Here is a 19,440-nt window from a genome sequence, read left to right on the forward strand (position 1 = left end):
CTCCTATAAAGTTATTATTTTAATTTCGTTGTATGTTTTAATTTAAGATAGATCAAAGCCGTCATGATGGCATCATTCAATGCATCATGGGCCTGAAGTTTGGGTAGATCCAAATCTTCTAAGATCGTATCGAAACGCAGATCTATATTTCCTTGAGGTATGGTCGAGATCTTTTTATCATAATAGATCGCTGATACCTCTTCTTGTTTATTGGGCAGTGTAATGCCATACATTGGTTTGATATATTTATTTATCATTGCCACATCAAATTTCAGGTAGTAACCTGCTAAGGACCTGTTCCCAACATAAAAAAGAAATCTTTCGATAGCCTCCTCAATTGGTATGGCACCATGAAGATCACAGTTCCTGATCTGATGGATCGTAATACTTTTATGATCGATCTCTTTATCTTGATCAACATAAATATGTATGGCCTCATTGGTTAAAATCTTGTTGCCCTTGATCTTTACCGCCCCGATAGAGACAATAGTATCCACAGCTGGATTGAGACCTGTTGTCTCACAATCAAAAACAACTATCTCATCCTCTTCAGAGTCATCAAATAAAAACCTAAAACGTTCATCCTTCAGGTACTTCAGATTCCACTTTTTTTTCAACGATCTGAACATTTACCCTACCATAGAAAGGTGAAAGTGATAACTCACCATCTTTTTAAACTTATTTACTGTTTTAATGGCATCTTTGAGAAGATCACGTTCAAGTTTTCCTATATGAGTCACTGAAATATAATTAGTCATCTTCTCTCCTTTTGACAACTGCTGAAGCTGTGAATGAAGTCTCAAAGTATTGAAAATCTCGAGTGCTTCCATCATCTCTGTTGCATCTTCTTTACTCAAAAAACCACTATTATTGAGCTCTTTGATACGTACAGTCGTATTGGTCGCTCTAATCTTATGCTCCAAGGCCAATGAACGTACACCATGTATCAAAGCGAAAAGTGCACCTTTTTTAATGTCTATTTCATGCTTGTGCTCCTTATCATGTATGAATTGTGAAAAGAGTCCCAATGGGGATTCAAAAGTCTCGATCGCCCGTGCAAAATGCATAAGGATGGACGGCATTTGTTCCACTTTACTAAAGAGGTAATCAACCAATTCAGTATGAAGTTCACGCTTACCTGCTACAGGTGTCGAATCAAAGAAAATAGCCATATCCATAAAATGCTCATAGTTTGGTTCTTCAACCCAACGGTAGATATCTTCTTTATACATGTCAATCGATTTGCACCACTTAGGATTGATCATCATAATATCGCCTTCACAGCGAGGGAAACCAATCTCATCAAGTGTTTCGATAAACCTCTGTGTGACAGATGGTGCATCTTTAGGCATAAAACCTTCTTCAAAGATAAGGGCATTATCCTGGTCTGTTCTAAGAATCTGTGAACCACGCCCTTCACTTCCAAGCAATACAAGTGTACATTTATCATGCCATGAACGTGGGATGATCATTTCAAAGAGCTTGGTATACATTTTTTTGTTGATCTCAGAGACCAACTTGGCTATGTACCTACTTTTCACCCCTTTTGCATGCAAAGCACCTATCATCACATCCAAACGTTTGGCTGCATCAATGACACTTTCAAGATCTTTCGCTCTTTCCATTTGAACGGTAATCAGATGAGACTGGTTAGAGAAGAAACTTAACAGGTCGACAAGTTCAAGTACGCCCGCAACATTGCTCTCTTCATCTAACACAGGAAGATGTTTAATGCTGTGTTCTGTCATCACAAGCAACACATTAAAAAGCAATTCCCCATTCTCGATAGAAATGGCAGGATAGGTTTGTATCTGTGAGATTGTTTCTAAACTTTTTTCTTCTTTTTGCAGAATATAATTTCTGAAATCAGCATCAGTCACGATCCCATATCCTTGATCATTCTGTACCAATAGAGCACTTGCACCCTCTTCATCCATACGCTGAAGTGCTTCAACGATAGGCATATTTGGATCAACCACAACCCCTTGATGCAAAATAGATGCATCCAATCTTGCTATCATCAGATCACTCATAGAGGCATATTCTTTCTTCTCTTTAAGCATTTCGATACGTTCTACGATACTCGAAAAAAAATAGTGTTTGAATGCTTTATTGCTTTCACAAAGTTCTAAAAACAGTGCTTTGGAAATTTCAAAACATATCAATTCTTCTGTAACGATGTAACTATATGAGGACGGTTGATCTTCTATGATCTCTATACCGCCAAAAATATCATGGGTTTGATAGATATCAATTTGTTCATCATTCTCATCAAGTACTTCTACCATACCTTTAATAATAATAAAAAGATTTTGGGGGATATTATCTTGATCGATAAGCACTGTTTCGTTCGGATAGTATGCAATTTGTGCATAGCTTTCTATACGATCAAACTCATGTTTATTCAGAATCGTAAAAGGAAGATATGATTTTAAGTTTTCTAATAATGTTATCACTGACATTCCTAGGCCCAAGGCCAAAGCCTTGGAAAATATTGATTAGTGGGCTACTGCCCCATCAGAACCGATACCTGTCTGACATCTAATATCTTGTGCATCAAACTCCTCTTGACATCTCTTCGCATCTTCACTGCTGTCAGTGATCGAGAAGAACCATATTGCTATGAATGCCATTGGCACAGAGAATACTGCCGGAAACTTGTATGGGACAATCGCTTCAGCATTACCTAGTATCTGAGTCCATACTACAGGACCAAGTATAACAAGAACCAATGCAGAGATCAATCCAACATACCCACCAAGCACTGCACCTCTTGTCGTAAGCTTCTTCCAGAATATCGACATAAAGAGGACAGGAAAGTTAGCGGATGCTGCAATGGTAAATGCCAGTGCCACAACAAATGCAATATTTTGCTTTTCAAAGGCAATACCAAAGAAGATAGCAGCAATACCAATGGCAATAGTCGCCATTTTAGAAACGTTCATCTCTTTTTTCTCATCGACTTTGTCTTTTGCAAATGCATTGGCATAAAGGTCATGAGAGATCGCTGATGCACCTGCAAGTGTCAGACCGGAAACAACTGCCAAGATCGTAGCAAATGCAACCGCTGAGATAAATCCAAGGAAGTAGTCTCCACCTACTGCATGAGCTAGCCATACTGCTGCCATGTTGTTCATCCCTTTAAGTGTTACACCATCTGCCGCCAAATATGTACCAGCCGGATCCCCAAGTACAAGAACGATCGCACCGAATCCCATGATGAATGTAAGTACGTAGAAGTAACCGATAAGTCCAGTGGCAACAAATACTGATTTTCTAGCCTCTTTTGCATCTGCAACCGTAAAGAATCTCATAAGGATATGAGGAAGACCTGCTGTACCGAACATCAAAGCGATACCAAGTGAAATGGCTGAAATAGGATCAGAAACAAGACCACCAGGGCTCATGATCTCCACACCTTTTGAGTGGATCTCTGTTGCTTGTGTAAAGAGTGCATCAAAACTGAATCCGAATTTTGCCATCACCATGATCGACATAAACGTCGTACCTGCAAGTAACAATACTGCTTTAATGATCTGTACCCATGTAGTGGCAAGCATACCACCAAACGCAACGTACAGGATCATAAGGATACCAACAAGTACCACGGCAAACTCATAATCCAATCCAAATAAGATCTCGATCAATTTACCAGCACCTACCATTTGAGCAATAAGGTAAAGAATCACCACTGAAATGGAACCCAGTGCAGCTAAAATTCTTACAGGCTTTTGCTTTAATCTATAGGCAGTCACATCGGCAAATGTATATTTACCCAAGTTTCTAAGCTGCTCAGAGATCATAAAAAGAATAATCGGCCAACCTACCAGGAAACCGATAGAGAAGATAAGACCATCATACCCTTTAAGATAAACCATACCGGTAATACCGAGGAACGATGCTGCTGACATGTAGTCACCTGCAATCGCTGTACCGTTCTGCGTACCTGTGATCCCACCACCTGCAGTATAGAAGTCACTGGCAGATTTTGTTCTTTTTGAAGCCCAGTAAGTAATACCTAGGGTTGCAGCAACAAAAATAAAGAACATAACTATAGCAGGCACATTCAATTCTTCAGCTTTTGTACCAGCCCCCAGATCAGCTCCCGCTGCAAATGCAACTGTAATAGAAGCAATCATAAATAGAGATAAAATTCTACCTAACATTAATTCATCTCCTTTTCAATGTCAATTTTTAGATCATTTAAGAGTCCATCAAATTCACCGTTGGCTCTTCTTACATAAACTCCCGTCATTGCAAATGCAAAAACGATAATAGCAATACCAATAGGTATACCCCATGTAGCCATAGCGTCTGGACTGATTTTAGTTCCCAATGTTTCTGGGCTAAATGCAATAAATAAAATAAATGCATAATAGACCACTAACATAATAATTGTGAGTGTCCAGGCAAACTTGCTTCTTGTACTTACAAGTTTTTGGTACTTAGGATTGTTTTTAATCAATTGTACTTGTTCTTGTGTCATTTTTTCTCCTTTTTATTATCATATGGTATATTGATTCACATACCATAATGTTTAAACTTTATTAAAAGTTATAATTTACAATCAGTCTATACTCATCCCAGTCAAATGGAACATCATTTTTATAACCAAATTTATTTGGGAAATTTCCTCTAAATCTTAGATTCAAGTCTTTTGTTGCTTGGTATTGAATGTCAAAACCAGGCTCTGTTGCTTTTAATCCGGCAGCATAAGCACTTGAGTTTTCTCCAACATCAAATTCTGTATAATAGACAGAAGCTTTCACATCTGCATCAAGTAGTTCATTGAAATTATATGCTGCTGCGATTTTCCAGCTATCAGTATCTGCAAAGAACTGGTGTCTTGTTACCATTGCTTGGGTAAATGCCGGCATTCCACCCCATGGCGTAATGATACCGCCATTCATAAAATTACTATCACCACTCTCACCTGTTTGAGAATAAGCAACATATCCACTTAATGCACCTGAACTTGCACCTAATTTTACACCCCAGTAATCACTGTCAACATTACCTGCGAGTGAACCACCTACATCGCTTTGGCCGATATACTGTGCTGAAGCATTCATTTTTACATTCTCGTTCAACAAACACTTCCAACCATAATCAGCTTGAAGATAGACTGCATTCAAGATATCATGTGCATAATAATCCCATGCCTGTAAAGTGAGTCCATCAAATCCTTTATAGATTACAGCTCCCACCGTTACACCATCTGTTTTATTATCAATACTTCCATCGTTATTAAAATCATTATAACCCAATGCGACAGTACCCATATTAACAAAATCGCCACTTTGTGCCAATGTTGTACCTGCACCGTAACCACTGATAATACCAAGTCCATAACCATCGTCATAAATGTTACTGAATGTACCAGTCGTCTCTCTAGTAATATGTGCCAAGGTCAATGTCGTATCTTCAATGTCAGTATTTGTCAATACCGCTGCTTCAAAAAGATTCGGCAGCATTCTTGCATCATCAGCCCCTGCTAATGGTGTATCAAGTCTTTGACGGCCCACTTTGATGTTTGTATTTCCAAATGCATAGTTAAGGTATGCTTGCCCTATAAATACATAATTCTCTCCATCACGACCAGTCAGTGAAGGGTCATAACTAGCAGAACCACCACCGTCAAGATCTTCATCATGCATATCAAATCCATATACACCATAAGCTGCCACAGTTGCTGTAAATCCATTAAAGTCTGGCGACTTATATCCTATATAACCCCCTGTTGCAAGTGTATTACGGTTATTTTCTATCCCTCCTAAATATGTTCTATCAACATAAAATGTTCTGAATTGTCCAAACACTTCACCATAATCTACTTCTGTTTCTTGCACAGCTACAACCGGTTCTACCGGTGCAATATCTCCTCCCGCCATGAGCAATGTTGATGCTATGACAGATAATGCTAAATGTTTTCTCATTGTGTCTCCTTATATTTATACGTTGGCAGTATGAAGGGTGAACGTAGCATTAACATAGCATTCGATCAAAGAGAGGAAAAGTTGTATTAAAAAAAATTATAGGTGTGTATATTGGTTACAATTAAAGCGATAAAAATGTATCCAGAAGATCATATTTGTTTAGAAAGTGTATATCCTACGCCCTTCAGTGTGGTGATGAGATCTTCTTTAAGTACTTGACGAAGTCGATGTATCTCTGCCCGTATAATGGCATTATCTACAGGGTTGTCATCCCAGGCATAGTGTCTGAGCATTTCAAAATCTACCACTTTGTTTATATTTTTTGCGAACAGGTCCATGATCTGTAATTGTTTTTGTGTGAGCAGCTGTGCTTCTCCATCAAAAAATAGAGATTGATTTTCTGCATCATAGCTGTACATCTTTGATATCTTTATCAAATCTTTTGCCCTAATATCTGCCATTTTTAACAATCTTTCAATGTGTAAACTTAACTCTTTGAGATGAAAAGGTTTTTTCAAGTAGTCATAGCAGCCCAATGCATAGGCCTGACTGATCTGCTCTATCTCTGTAATAGCAGAGATAAAGATAGTAGGCACATAGATCTTCTCTTTTTGCAGTTTGTCAAGTAAAGAGAGCCCATCCATACTTGGTGTATTGATATCGAAGATAAAAAGATCATAGCTGTTCGAAGCTATATTCTCATAGGCTTCCTTGCCATCTTCAAATGCTGTCACTTCAAACCCGGTATCTGACAGATACTCTTTGATAGCACCCTGGAGCATCAACTCATCTTCAAGTAATAATACTTTCATCCTGCTCCTTTTTTTTGAACCTATAGCAAAACACGGTTCTGTCATCATCAGACTGTACTTCTATTTTAACATTTTCTTTTTGACATATGCTATAGACGATCTCCAGTCCCAATCCGAATCCACCCCTGACATCATTCTCACGTTCGAAGGGCTTAAAGATACGTTCAGTATCTTCTATTTTGGGTGAATTACCTATGAACTCTAAAATGATCTCTTCATTTTCTTCTTTCAGTACTACCTTTATGTCTGTACCCCGGTTAGCATATTTGATCGCATTGGATAGGTTGTTGTCCACTATTCTTTGCAGCTCTTCTTCACTAAAATAGATCCAAAGGTCATTTTGTATCTCTTCTATGATCTTGTGTTTATTACCTGCTGCAATTTCTTCAAAAAAGTCCACTCTCTCTTTAAGAAAATCAGACATATTAAAATGCTTTTTTCTATAGTCAAAACGGTTTTTTTTCACCATATAACTCAAATCGGCATAGATATTGGAGATGATCTTGCTTGCTGCTTCTATTTTAGTCAGATACCTGTTTTCTCCTTCTTTCATTTTAAACAGATCTATATGGGTCATGATGACTGCCAAAGGTGTATTGATCTCATGAATGGAATGTTTGATGAAACTGTCTTGAGCCTTCACCAGTGAAGCATTGAAGTCTTTTTCCTGTTCCAGTAAGATATTCTGTTCACTCAAATCTTTTGTTTTTTGTTCAACCTTTGATTCGAGTGTAAGATTCAACTCTTTGAGTTTCTGTTTTCTTTCCTGAATAGCAGTGATCATGGTATTGATGTAATGTACCATCTTTTTAAACTCAAAGAGCCGTATATTCTCTTCATCTATCCTTTCATACGTGAATGCAGCTTTTTCAAAATAACGGTTGAATAGTGATATCTCTTTGTTAAGTATATGATTCGTAATGAGAATTCCTACCATTCCTACGATAAATAAAATAACGAGCAGGAGTACCATTTGAAGAGAATAGTGATTGAGTTTATTTTTGAGTGTTTCCCTTTGGTTTTGGATCAGTTTTTCTACTTCATCAAGATAGACACCTGTTCCGACCATCCAACCCCAGGGTTCGAATGATTTTGCATACGATATCTTTGGGCTTAACAGACCTGTAGTAGGTTTTAACCATTGATACTCAACAAACCCACCCCCTTTGGTCCGTGAGATATCTATAAGATCTTTGATCACCATCACTCCATTGGTATCCTGAGTCTCATAGAGGTTTTTACCTACATTTTGTCTTTGGATAGGGTCAGAAACTACCACACCGTTAAAATCATAGACAAAAATGTATCCTGTACCGTCTTGACGTCCGTAAAGTTCTTCTATGGCATGAAGTATCTGTTTCTTTACAGTTGCTTCATCTTGTACTTTGTCTCTATAGTCATAGGCATCATTAATAAAGTTAAGTACACGTGTGGTATCAAAAACGATCGTATCTTTTTGTTTCTGAATAAATTCAGCATGCAGACTTTGTGCTTCAATTTCAAAATTTTGATACTCTTTATAGGCAACGATAGCCGAAAAAACTACGATGACCATAAGCATCAGTAGCATACCGGCTACATGTATACTTGCAATGGTTTTATTTTTTAAAAAATTGATCATACGCTCCATCTACAGTGGCAGCATGGGTCAGTCTGTTCGACTTCACTGCCATTCTGCTTTCAAATCATACCAAGAACCAAAAAGCTTTTTTAATATAGGACCCAGTATATTAAGTTTTATGATATGTAAGATAATACCATGATTTGATAAACTATTTATGATATTTATGATAGAATCTCCAAAATTTAACCTATGGAGATGTTCTTATGGATATTACTAAAATCGGACCTGGTGAAAACCCAGATGCTGTAAAAGCAATTATAGAAGTACCACTTAACTCAGCGATCAAATATGAAATAGACAAAGATTCAGGTGCTGTTGAAGTAGATAGAGTACTTTACTCTGCTATGCACTACCCTGCAAACTACGGGTTTGTAGCCAATACATTGTCAGATGACGGTGACCCGGCTGATATCCTTGTACTATGTGACTATCCGCTTCAAGCAGGTTCATATATTAAATGTAGACTTGTAGGTGTACTGATGACAGAAGATGAAAGTGGTGGAGATGAAAAGCTGATCGCTGTTCCTACAGAAAAAATAGATCCAACTTATAAAAACATTCAAGACTTAGGTGATGTGCCGGAGCATACACTCAACCGTATCAAGAATTTCTTTGAAACATACAAAATGCTTGAGCCAAACAAATGGGTAAAAGTATCTGGTTTTCAAGACAAAGCAGCTGCAACAGCTATCTTGGAAAAAGCGATCAAAAACTACAAATAATATATGTTATCATTCTCGGGATATCCCCGGGAATCAATCAATTCTCTAAATTTAAAATCCAATTTCTCTTTTTCTATTATCTAAATACCTGTTCACTCCTTCAACAATACCCTCAGCGATCTCTTCTTGATAATCTGATGTAAAGAGTCTTTTACGCTCTTTGGAATTAGTAATATACCCTACCTCTACAAGAATAGAAGGTCTGCTGGCTCCCACAAGTACATAAAATGGTGCCGGCCTTACACCGCCATCTTTTACATCGTCATACTCACTCTTTAAATGCTTCATAATATTCTGTTGTACATCTATAGCAAGCTTATGAGACTGTATGATCTTAGGTCCGTTCAATACAGAATCAATGATCACCTCTTGACTTAACTTATCAGTGCCTTTGAGAACGGATGCATTTTCTCTTGCAGCAATACGTTGGGACTTTTCGTCTCTTGTTTTTTGTAAAAAATAAGTCTCAACCCCTTCAACTTCATCAAAACGGCTGGTGTCACCAATGGCATTGGCATGGATAGAGATGAACACCTTCGCATCTTTCCTGTCTGCTATTCTTGTACGCTGTCCTAGTGTCAGGAATCTGTCACGGTTTCTTGTGAGATAGACCTTATACCCTTCACTTTTAAATTCTCTTTTAAGTTTTTTAGTGATTTGAAGAACAAGGTCTTTTTCTTTCCTGCTATCGCACAATGCCCCGCAGTCATGCCCACCATGCCCTGCATCTATCACAACAAGACTGTCTGACCTGTCAACACTGGGACCACCACACCCCACTAATAAAAATAGTGCACTAAATCCAACTATGAGTTTTGTCATTTCTTATCCTATTTTAAAATGCATATCATTTATTATAAGTCAATTTCTTTTTTTCGATTATTTAAATAGATATCTACACCCTCGGCAATACCTTTAGCAATCAACTCCTGATAACGTGGAGTAAAGAGCCTCTTACGCTCTTTTGGATGTGAAATATATCCTACTTCCACAAGTATGGAAGGTCTACTGGCACCCACAAGTACCCAAAAAGGTGCATGTCTCACTCCACCATCTTTCACGCCTTTATACCTTGTATGCAAATTGGTCATGATCCTTCGCTGCACGTCAATGGCAAGCTTATTAGACTCAACGATCTTGGGTCCGGAAAGCACTGAATCAATAACAACATTACGACTCAGTTTGTTCATACCTTTCAGTACGGCTCTATTTTCCCGTTCTGCAATACGTTGAGATTTTGCATCTCTTGTTTTTTGTAAGAAAAATGTTTCAACACCGTGTACCTTGTTGCGTTTTCTTTTGGGTACGGAGTTCGCATGGATAGAAATAAAGATTGCTGCATTCTTCTTATCAGCGATTTTGGTACGCTGCGGAAGTTTTAAAAAACGGTCTTTCCTGCGTGTCATATGTACAGAATAACCCTCTTTTTTCAGTTGTCTTTCGAGTCTTTTTGATATTTGAAGCACAAGGTCTTTTTCTCTTTTTCCTCCTCCTATGGCACCCGTATCGTGTCCACCATGTCCAGCATCTATCACAATCAATTTATCTTTATTGGATCGGATCAATGTAGGCTTTTTTGTCACTTTTTTAGTGTTACCATGAGGTTTATGATAGCGTTTAGCAGGAAGCACACTGCTATTTTTAGGTAAAGAAATATGATAACTCTTATTTGAAAAAAATGGTTGATACGCTAGTGGTTTTGACGATCCATACCCTGTGATCACCACACGTACAGTATCGGCTTTATTCTGAGCCAGGCGGACATGTGGTCCCAGTCCCAGCGGTACGCGATTATGCGCGATACGTGTATCTTTAAAGTCGTAAATTTCTCTAGGGGGATTACTGAGTGTAAAGTGTTTGACACTCTTTTTATTAAAATTTTTAGAAAAAAGAAGACGCAGTTCATCTTTTTTGACAATAGCCTTTTGTAACATGTTTCCGCTGGGGAACAGTAGTGTATTCAGTAGCAGCAGTAAAAGAAAAACCCTACTCAACTTAGGCATCGTTTTACTTATCTTCTCCATTCATCAATTTATCCATCAGTTCTTTCACTGTGATGATCTCTGTAAGGCGATACCCGTTGGCACCTGTAAAAAAGAGACCCGTCTCTTTAATACCATCATACGCATCGGTCAGTCTATCTGCAATACAATATCCTACAATTTTCGCTTCTTCACCACGATGACATGGTGCAACACAGTTTGAGATACATGCCACTTTTGGTGCAGTGCCTTTTTCTATATCTTCATGAAGCTGTGTTTTTACACCACGGGCAGGATATCCTACTGGAGATTTGAAGAGTTTAATATCCTCTTCTTTTGCATTAATGATAATATCCTTCATTACTTGACTGGCATCGCATTCCACTGTACCTATGAAGCGTGTACCCATCTGTACACCATCTGCACCCAGTTCCATCATTTTGACAATGTCATCATGATCCCACACACCACCTGCAGCGATAATAGGCATAGAACCCCAGTTTTTAGCTTCCTCAACCACAGGAGGTAGAATCGCTTCCAACTGATTTTCAGGCATGAAACACTCTTCATATTTGAATCCCTGGTGTCCTCCACTGAGCGGACCTTCGACAATAACAGCGTCGGGGAGTCTATTATGTGTCTTTTTCCAACGACGACATAATATCTTTAATGCTTTCGCCGTTGATACAATAGGAACTAATGCAACATCAGGATAGTTCTTCGTTGCTTCAGGCATCGTAAGTGGTAAACCTGCACCTGTGATGATAATATTTGCTCCAGCCTTACATGCATCTTCTACCACACGGTTGTATTCACTTTGTGCATAGAGTACATTCGCAGCTAAAGGCTTATCTCCACAAATTTTTCTTGCATTTTCAAATATTTTTTTGAGTGCTGTATAGGAGTAAAAGTTGATCGCATCAAGTGGTCTGTGCTCTTTACCTACCATCTCTTTAGCATCAAGGTATTTTCTATTTTTATACACACCGGTTCCTACAGCAGAGATAACACCGAGACCACCCTCTTTTGAAACAGTTCCGGCTAATTGATCCCAAGATATACCAACACCCATACCACCTTGCACGATAGGTTTTTCAATGGTATATTTTCCAATTTTTAAAGATTTAAATGCCACTACTTCACCTTCACTTTTGCAAACTTTCTTTTTCCTACCTGCAGGATATACTCTCCTGCTGTAAGATTTAACTTCTCATCAGAGATCTTTTCCTGATCAATGCTGACTGCATTTTGTTTAATATCTCTTCTTGCTTGGGATGTAGAAGGTTCGATACCCGCATCTACCAATGCCTTGCATATCCAGATACCCTCTTCTACTTCTACTTCATTCATATCTGTTGGGAGCTGGTTTGATTTAAATACATTATCAAACTCTCCTTTGGCTAGTGTAGCCAACTCTTCATTATAAAACCTTGTAACCAGCTCAAGTGCCAGATTTTCCTTCACTGTTTTAGGGTGAAGTGTGCCTTTTTGTACATCCTCTTTCATCGTAGCGATATCTTCCAGTGATCTCTCGCTCAAAAGCTCATAATAACGCCACATCAATTCATCTGAAGTTGAAAGTGTTTTTGCATAGATATCATTGGGCTCTTCAGTGATACCGATGTAGTTGTTCAAAGACTTACTCATCTTCTGTACACCATCCAGTCCTTCCAAGATAGGCATCATCAATACAGCCTGCTCTTTCCCTACATTATACACACGCTGAAGGTGTCTTCCCATCAAAAGGTTGAATTTCTGATCTGTTCCACCGATCTCAATATCACTTTTGAGTTCAACAGAATCATACCCCTGAAGCAGTGGGTATAAAAATTCTGAGATAGAGATACTCTGTTCATTTTTAAAACGTTTTGTAAAATCATCACGCTCAAGCATACGTGCCACACTAAAGGTTGTTGTCAATGCAACCATACCCGCAGCACCTAATTTATTGAGCCAGGTAGAGTTAAATACTACCTCTGTCTTACTCTCATCAAGAATATTAAACACCTGTTCCTGGTACGTTTTTGCATTGGCCATGATCGTATCATTATCCAGTACTTTTCTTGTTTCGCTCTTACCGGTAGGATCCCCTATCGTTGCCGTAAAGTCACCGATAAGAAGTTGTACCCTTCCTCCGTGGTTTTGAAATGTTCGAAGCTTTTGAAGAAGGACAGTATGCCCCAGGTGCAGATCCGCACCGGTAGGGTCAAATCCTGCTTTCACTGTATATGTACTGCCATCATTATAATATTTTGAAACCAATTTCTCAATGCGTTCCATATCTATAACTTCTGCAGTACCTCTACTGATCTCTTCTAATGCTTTTTGTACCATTTTTACTTACCCTTGTTTATTTATTATATGCGTCATCCAAACTAATGATCTCGATCAATTTGAACTGACGTGAAATTTTTTCTGCAAGAAGCTGCTTTTTAGACTCATTGCTCTCCACTTCTATCTGGCAGAACTCTGCTTGTTCTGAATTCCTGATCCCCAACTCTATACTCAAAATATTGAGATTAAGATCAGTAAGTTTCACCAGCAGGTCTGCCAAAATACCTTTTTTGTTTTGAAGACTGATAGTGAGTCTATATCTGGAGAGCTTGGAACCACTCCAACTCACATAGACCATCTCTTGCCCCTCTAACATCTTATCGTAGGCTTTCTTGCATAATTTGTGGTGTATAATAGCTTTACTACCCTTATAAAATGCAACGATTTGGTCACCAACTTTAGGATGACAACAATAATCAAACTCTACACCGTCTATAGGCTTGTTCGTAAAGAATCTAAAGTGTTCTAACTCTTTAAGATACGGTTTTTTATACCCTTTTTTGAGTAATTCCCAAAAACGTACGACTTTGGTACCCATATAATCTGCCACTTTGTGTATGGTCTCTTTGTAATAGTCAAGCTGAACCGGCAATTTATAAATGGCATCCATATGCCCCATACTTTCTAAAAGCTCTTTCATAGCACTGCTCTCCTGAGAGAACAGTGTTCCCAGGATATTGTATGCACTTAAGGTATCTGCCTCTTTTATTCTGGCTCTGCATGAGCTTCTAATACCCTCTTTGGCCCTGGATGTTTTTACAGTATCAAGCCATGAACAGTACAAATGCACTTCACTGTCTTTGATAATATTCACAATGTCACCATTTTTTAAAATGGTCAAGAGTGGTACTTTTTGCTTATTGACCAAAGCTTCTGCTGCATTGGCACCAACCTGAGAGTGGACGGCATAGGCAAAATCAAGGGCCACTGATCCTTTCGGTAAGGTAAAGTAATCCCCTTTAGGTGAAAACACAGTAATATCTTCAGAGAAAAGATCGGATTTTGCCAGTTCATAGAACTCTTCTATAGATTCATTTTGATAATGCAAACTCTCTAGCCATGACAGGTTCACACCCATATTTCCATCTTTGTATTTCCAGTGTGCTGCAACACCATACTCTGCCAGTCTATGCATCTCTACGGTTCGTATCTGCGCTTCCACGATCCCCTCCTCGGAGAACAGTGTCGTATGGATGGTCTTATAGCCATTTTCCTTAGGCACTGCGATATAATCTTTGAACCTGGAGATAAGAGGTGTAAACCTTAAATGTACAAGTCCTAAGACCCTGTAACACTCTATGGGCTTTTTCACAATGATACGGATCGCCAGCATGTCCAATACCTCTTCTATACTCACACCCTTACGATGCATCTTTAAATAGATGGAATAGTAGTGTTTGACCCTTCCGATGATCTCAAAATCATCTTCATCAAACCCGTCTTTTAACATCGTATCTTTAACATTTTGAATAAAAGCGTTGAGTTTAAACTTCAAATTTTGTGCATTGGACTTCATATACGTATCTATACGTTTATAATCTTCAGGATAGATATAACGGAAACTCAGATCTTCCAAATGATTTTTAAGTCTTGAGATACCTAGTCTATGCGCAATAGGTGCATATACGACAAGGGTCTCTTCAGAGATACGTTTTTGTTTTGCAAAACTCAGTGCATCCAGTGTGATCATATTGTGCAGTCTGTCACACAGTTTGATCACAAGTACACGTACATCTTTGATCGATGCAATCAGCATTTTGCGAAATGAAAGCGCGGAGTTGATCAATCTTTCATCGGAGCCTGAAGGAACCAACTCTTCATCACGTATCTCGACGATCTTGGTGAGTCCCTCAACCATATGGGCAACATCGTACCCGAATTCGTCTTCCAACTCTTCGATCGTATAATGTGTATCTTCCACCACATCATGCAAAAGAGCAGCCTGTACCATCATTTCATCATTGGAGATCTTTGCAGTGATCGCTGCAACCAAAATAGGATGGACAATATAAGGTTCTCCACTTTTGCGTGTCTGCCCTTTATGTGCTTCGAGTGAATGTTCTAGTGCTTTGGTTGTTTCAGGTAGAGGAGATGGGATTACTTCCCAAAGAAGGGCACTTGCCTCTTCTATAGTCTTTATCTTTTTAGCTTTATCGAGAAAAGCATCCAAAGGAGTTTAACCTTCTAGGCTGACAGTGATTTTACCTTCAGCTATTTCTTGCAATGCAATATCTGAATATTTCATGCCTGATGTATCGATATCTAAAAGTACTTCAGCACCGTTAGCGATAGCCTCTGCTCTTTTTCCTACTGCATTTGCAAGAAGGTATTTATCAAAATCTACTTTTTCAAGTGCTTTTGCTGTTAATTGTTCTGTTCTCATCATATTCTTTCCTTTATTATTTCATTCTCTATTTTACTACTGAACAAAGGCTCATATCACCTTTGATAATTCTAAGAAGATTGCCCTTTTCAAACATGTTACACACCACGATAGGTAATCCATTCTCTTTCGCCAAAGCGATGGAAGTATCATCCATGACTTTAATATTATCTGCCAATGCCTGATCATACGATAACGTATCAAGTTTTACAGCATCATCGAATTTATTCGGATCTTTATCATAAACACCATCGACTTTGGTTGCTTTGATAAGAAGGTCAGATTCTATTTCAGAGGCTCTCAAGGTTGCCGCGGTATCCGTTGTGAAATATGGGTTACCCGTACCACCGGCAAATACAACAACCCGTCCTTTTTCCAAATGTCTTCTTGCACGACGTACAATGAATGCTTCACCTATCTCTTGCATATCGATGGCAGACTGTAGTCTTGCTTCAAGCCCAGCATGTTCCAATGCTTCTTGGATCGCTACACCATTGATCACTGTAGCCAACATTCCCATATAGTCACCAGATGTTCTTTTGATGATACCATCTGCAGCAGCCGTCACACCACGAATGATATTACCACCGCCTACAACGATACCGACTTCAACACCATTGTCTACAAGGTCTTTGATCTCACCTGCAATAAAATTAAGAATCTGAGTATCTATACCATACCCTTCTTCACCCGCCAATGCTTCACCAGAAAATTTTACCAAAACTCTTTTAGTCACAGATGCACCTTTATATAATTTCGCGATTATATCTAATTGTGGTTTAGGAGGCGTTTAAACTCTTAAATGCCTAAATTGTTATCAGTTTCAAGGGGTTAATATGCTTGGAGTCTTTTGTTGCCTGAAAAATGAGTTTTTCATTCACTTTTCCTACCACATATCCCTTTTGTATCTTTGCCCCGACATGTATCGTAGGCGCAATTTTAGAAAGTCCTGCATAGACTGTATGTATCTTGCTGCTATGAGAAACGACCACCACATTGCCCAACATACTGCTTTTCCCGGCAAAAACCACTTTCCCGTTCAAAATATTTTTTACTTTTGAGTTTGCCACAGGTGATTTGAGTGTAATAGACTCATTAAAGATCTTGATCTTGTAAATAGGATCCACATAGGTACCAAACTTTTTGACGAGCTTTGCTCCCGGTAATGGAGAGATTGTTTTCCCGCCTCTATACGCATAGGTTTTAGACTTTTGATACGAAGAGTTTACCTGTCGTACTTTTTCACTCTCTTTATAGGTTTTTTGCTCTGCTTTTCTTGCTTCAGATGCAGCCAAACGTGCTCTTTTTCTCTCTTGCTCTGTTTTTGCTTGTTTTAAGGCCTCTTGGGCTTTTCTTGCATTGATACGAGCCAATGCCTTTGCTTCACGTATCTCTCTTTGTCTCTGTTTTTCAAGACGCATTGCTTCTTTTTCAGCTTCTGCCCTCTTACGTGCTTCATTGACCTCTTGTGTACGTAAGATATTCAGTTTAGCCAGTGTAGACCGAAGGGAATCCTGTTTATCCACGATCTTTGCAAGTTTTACATTGTATTTCTCTTCATCTGAAGCAAGCTTTTTACGCAACTTCTCTTTTGCTGCTTTTTTTTGCGTAAACTCCTCTCTTTTTTTCACAATACGTGCAATCTCGTTTTTTGTTTTATTGCGCAGATAGACTTTGTCTTCTTTCTGTTTTTTCAGCTTTTCCAGATCTCTTTTTAATTCCGCTAACATTTTGGTATTATGGTTTTTATAGGCAATGTAGACTTCATGAGAAAGTATAGATTCTTTCGTAGGTTCATGTGCTTTTTCCATAGCAAAAACAATAGAGAATTGTTCAGAAAGCAAAGAGACGAACTTTTGATGTTTCTCTTCCAATGCCTGACTTGTAGAATCTAACTCTTTTTCAGATTTAGCCAATTCGGTTTTTAATACGGCATACTGCTCTTCTGATTTTTTTTGCTCTATTTCAAGTTCACCTATTTTATTTTCAAGATAAACGATGTCCTTTTCTGCAACCTGTATATCCTTAGCAATTTTGTCAAGCTGCCTGCTTGTCTTTTTTTGGGCAGCCGATGCAGCAGAGAGTCTCTCTTTGGACTTTTCGATCTTTACAGTCGTTGATGCACTGTGAAGCAATCCTATTGCGACAAAGCAGATCAGAATTAAAGATCTCACTCCTGTACCCCCTTACTGCTAAATACAACCGTATAGACAGCAATTACAACGATCACAATCGAAGAGCCCAACAAAATACCGATATCGCTAACCTTAAAAAGTGCTTCCTGGTTTTGCACCATGATGTCTATCCCGCTTTGGGCAGCCCAGTAAAATTTGGTATAAAAGAAGATCGCAGAGACCAATATCGTTGAAAATATCGCATCTACAAAAGCAACTTTGAAAAGTATACCTGATCTAAGCATCAATGGTGCACCGAATATCTCCATGACCTGCATACGCTCTTTGTGTGCATATTTCCATATCTCCATCTGTTTGATAATAAGGAAGAGACTCACCACGGCCATAAAAACGATAAATATTTTGAGTATAAACTTAATAAATGCAAAAAGTCTGTAATTGGACTGATAACTACTGCCGAATGTCTCGACTTGTTTAATGTTGGCATCCGCTTCAAGAGTTTTTTTGATCTCTTCCAACCCTGAAGTATGAAGATAGGAATCTAACCCAAGGTTATAAAAATATGGGAGTGCAGCCAATATTTCTTTACTGCTGCTTTGACTGATACCTTTTGCGACCTCGGAGACGATACTCTCACGCTTGATCTTTTCAGCCGTGCTGATGTGGTCGTTCAGTGCTTGAAAATCAGAAAGCTCCATAGACTTTTTTGTCACAGCAAGCATAAAATAACCCTCTTTAAGCCCTTTTTCATACGTGTTTGTTGTACGTTCAAATACCAGATAAAATTCAATACCCAATAAAATTGCCATCAGCGGCAAAATAAACATAAGATGGTTTTTAATGAACTTCATAGACACCCTTACTCTCTATAATAAAATGTCTGTAAGGTAAAGAGAAGATCGTTGGGATTTTGTGTGTTACGACCAAAACGGTTGTATCAAGCTGTTGACAGGCATTTTCCATGAGGTCCCAGATCACATTAGATGAATAATCATCAAGGTTACCCGTAGGTTCATCTGCCAATATCACCACCGGATTTTTAGACAATGCTCTTGCCACACCCACACGCTGCTGTTCTCCACCACTCAATTCTAACGGATACTTATCGGCATGATCAGGAAGTTTTACATGCTTAAGCAGTCTTCGTGCCTGAGTCTCCTGTATCTCACTATCGTATCCAGCTATCATTAACGGTAAAACAACATTTTTTTTCACGGTCCATTCATTCACAAGTTTATAATCCTGGAAAATAATACCCATATGGGTTCTGAGTTCTTGCAGTTTACGTTGACTGACATGTGCCAGATCCAATCCACCCACAACAAGGTTGCCTTCACTCGGTCTTAGCTTTCCGTACAGTGCTTTGAGCAGTGTAGATTTACCTGAACCACTCGGTCCGGTGATAAAAACAAATTCACCTTTTTTAATGCTGAAGTTGGCATCTTTAATGACCTCTTTCCCTGCTTTTCCATAGGTGAGGGTAAGATGTGAAGCGTGAATCACATTGGACAT

The 19,440-nt window shown here is 38.7% G+C and carries 18 protein-coding genes; 1 reads left to right on the top strand and 17 read right to left on the bottom strand.

The window, feature by feature from the left end; all coding sequences use genetic code 11:
- Positions 1-14: 14 nt before the first annotated feature.
- The 7 genes from SULAR_RS05510 to SULAR_RS05540 form a co-directional block, all read right to left on the bottom strand.
- Positions 15-629, bottom strand: a complete 615-nt coding sequence (locus SULAR_RS05510; protein ID WP_008243868.1) for a 3'-5' exonuclease — start codon at positions 627-629, stop codon at positions 15-17.
- Entirely contained in the window at positions 630-2,456 is a 1,827-nt protein-coding gene (locus tag SULAR_RS05515) for a putative nucleotidyltransferase substrate binding domain-containing protein (RefSeq protein ID WP_008243871.1), read from the bottom strand.
- Positions 2,457-2,498: 42 nt separating this feature from the next.
- On the bottom strand, positions 2,499-4,166 hold the full coding sequence (locus SULAR_RS05520) for a cation acetate symporter (RefSeq protein ID WP_008243872.1): 1,668 nt from the start codon (positions 4,164-4,166) through the stop codon (positions 2,499-2,501).
- Complete coding sequence (locus tag SULAR_RS05525; protein WP_008243874.1) at positions 4,166-4,486, bottom strand: DUF485 domain-containing protein; 321 nt, start codon at positions 4,484-4,486, stop codon at positions 4,166-4,168. The genes SULAR_RS05520 and SULAR_RS05525 overlap by 1 nt, the downstream gene beginning before the upstream one ends.
- Positions 4,487-4,547: 61 nt before the next feature.
- Positions 4,548-5,936 (bottom strand): OprD family outer membrane porin, encoded by a 1,389-nt coding sequence (locus SULAR_RS05530; RefSeq protein ID WP_008243876.1) that lies wholly within the window; start codon positions 5,934-5,936, stop codon positions 4,548-4,550.
- A 149-nt stretch (positions 5,937-6,085) separates the two neighbouring features.
- Positions 6,086-6,748, bottom strand: coding sequence for a response regulator transcription factor (locus SULAR_RS05535; RefSeq protein ID WP_008243878.1), 663 nt, complete (start codon positions 6,746-6,748; stop codon positions 6,086-6,088).
- Positions 6,729-8,369: a cache domain-containing protein gene (locus SULAR_RS05540; RefSeq protein WP_008243880.1), complete on the bottom strand. Its 1,641-nt coding sequence runs from the start codon at positions 8,367-8,369 to the stop codon at positions 6,729-6,731. Before SULAR_RS05540 ends, SULAR_RS05535 begins: the two co-directional genes overlap by 20 nt.
- A gap of 206 nt (positions 8,370-8,575) precedes the next feature.
- Between SULAR_RS05540 and ppa the strand changes: the two genes are divergently transcribed.
- Positions 8,576-9,094, top strand: coding sequence for an inorganic diphosphatase (gene ppa / locus SULAR_RS05545; RefSeq protein WP_008243882.1), 519 nt, complete (start codon positions 8,576-8,578; stop codon positions 9,092-9,094).
- Between the two features lie 51 nt (positions 9,095-9,145).
- On the opposite strand, the gene SULAR_RS05550 is transcribed toward ppa, so the two are convergent.
- The 10 genes from SULAR_RS05550 to SULAR_RS05595 form a co-directional block, all read right to left on the bottom strand.
- Positions 9,146-9,916, bottom strand: a complete 771-nt coding sequence (locus SULAR_RS05550) for an N-acetylmuramoyl-L-alanine amidase (RefSeq protein ID WP_008243884.1) — start codon at positions 9,914-9,916, stop codon at positions 9,146-9,148.
- 32 nt (positions 9,917-9,948) lie between these two features.
- The gene (locus tag SULAR_RS05555; protein WP_008243886.1) at positions 9,949-11,118 is read right to left on the bottom strand and encodes an N-acetylmuramoyl-L-alanine amidase; all 1,170 of its coding nucleotides are present in this window, start codon (positions 11,116-11,118) and stop codon (positions 9,949-9,951) included.
- Positions 11,102-12,211, bottom strand: a complete 1,110-nt coding sequence (locus SULAR_RS05560) for a nitronate monooxygenase (protein ID WP_008243889.1) — start codon at positions 12,209-12,211, stop codon at positions 11,102-11,104. The genes SULAR_RS05555 and SULAR_RS05560 overlap by 17 nt, the downstream gene beginning before the upstream one ends.
- Positions 12,211-13,410, bottom strand: coding sequence for a tyrosine--tRNA ligase (tyrS, locus tag SULAR_RS05565; RefSeq protein WP_008243891.1), 1,200 nt, complete (start codon positions 13,408-13,410; stop codon positions 12,211-12,213). The genes SULAR_RS05560 and tyrS overlap by 1 nt, the downstream gene beginning before the upstream one ends.
- 16 nt (positions 13,411-13,426) lie before the next feature.
- Positions 13,427-15,580: a bifunctional (p)ppGpp synthetase/guanosine-3',5'-bis(diphosphate) 3'-pyrophosphohydrolase gene (locus SULAR_RS05570; protein ID WP_008243893.1), complete on the bottom strand. Its 2,154-nt coding sequence runs from the start codon at positions 15,578-15,580 to the stop codon at positions 13,427-13,429.
- 6 nt (positions 15,581-15,586) lie between these two features.
- Positions 15,587-15,793 carry a DNA-directed RNA polymerase subunit omega gene (locus SULAR_RS05575; protein ID WP_038000277.1) on the bottom strand — a complete coding sequence of 69 codons (207 nt, stop codon included), beginning with the start codon at positions 15,791-15,793 and terminating at the stop codon, positions 15,587-15,589.
- A 28-nt stretch (positions 15,794-15,821) separates the two neighbouring features.
- The gene (pyrH, locus tag SULAR_RS05580; RefSeq protein WP_008243898.1) at positions 15,822-16,529 is read right to left on the bottom strand and encodes a UMP kinase; all 708 of its coding nucleotides are present in this window, start codon (positions 16,527-16,529) and stop codon (positions 15,822-15,824) included.
- 70 nt (positions 16,530-16,599) lie between these two features.
- Positions 16,600-17,967 carry a murein hydrolase activator EnvC gene (locus SULAR_RS05585; protein ID WP_008243899.1) on the bottom strand — a complete coding sequence of 456 codons (1,368 nt, stop codon included), beginning with the start codon at positions 17,965-17,967 and terminating at the stop codon, positions 16,600-16,602.
- Positions 17,964-18,779 carry a hypothetical protein gene (locus SULAR_RS05590; protein ID WP_008243901.1) on the bottom strand — a complete coding sequence of 272 codons (816 nt, stop codon included), beginning with the start codon at positions 18,777-18,779 and terminating at the stop codon, positions 17,964-17,966. Before SULAR_RS05590 ends, SULAR_RS05585 begins: the two co-directional genes overlap by 4 nt.
- Positions 18,766-19,440, bottom strand: coding sequence for a cell division ATP-binding protein FtsE (locus SULAR_RS05595; RefSeq protein ID WP_008243902.1), 675 nt, complete (start codon positions 19,438-19,440; stop codon positions 18,766-18,768). Before SULAR_RS05595 ends, SULAR_RS05590 begins: the two co-directional genes overlap by 14 nt.

This window comes from Sulfurovum sp. AR (assembly GCF_000296775.1).
GTDB classification, from domain to species: Bacteria; Campylobacterota; Campylobacteria; order Campylobacterales; family Sulfurovaceae; genus Sulfurovum; species Sulfurovum xiamenensis.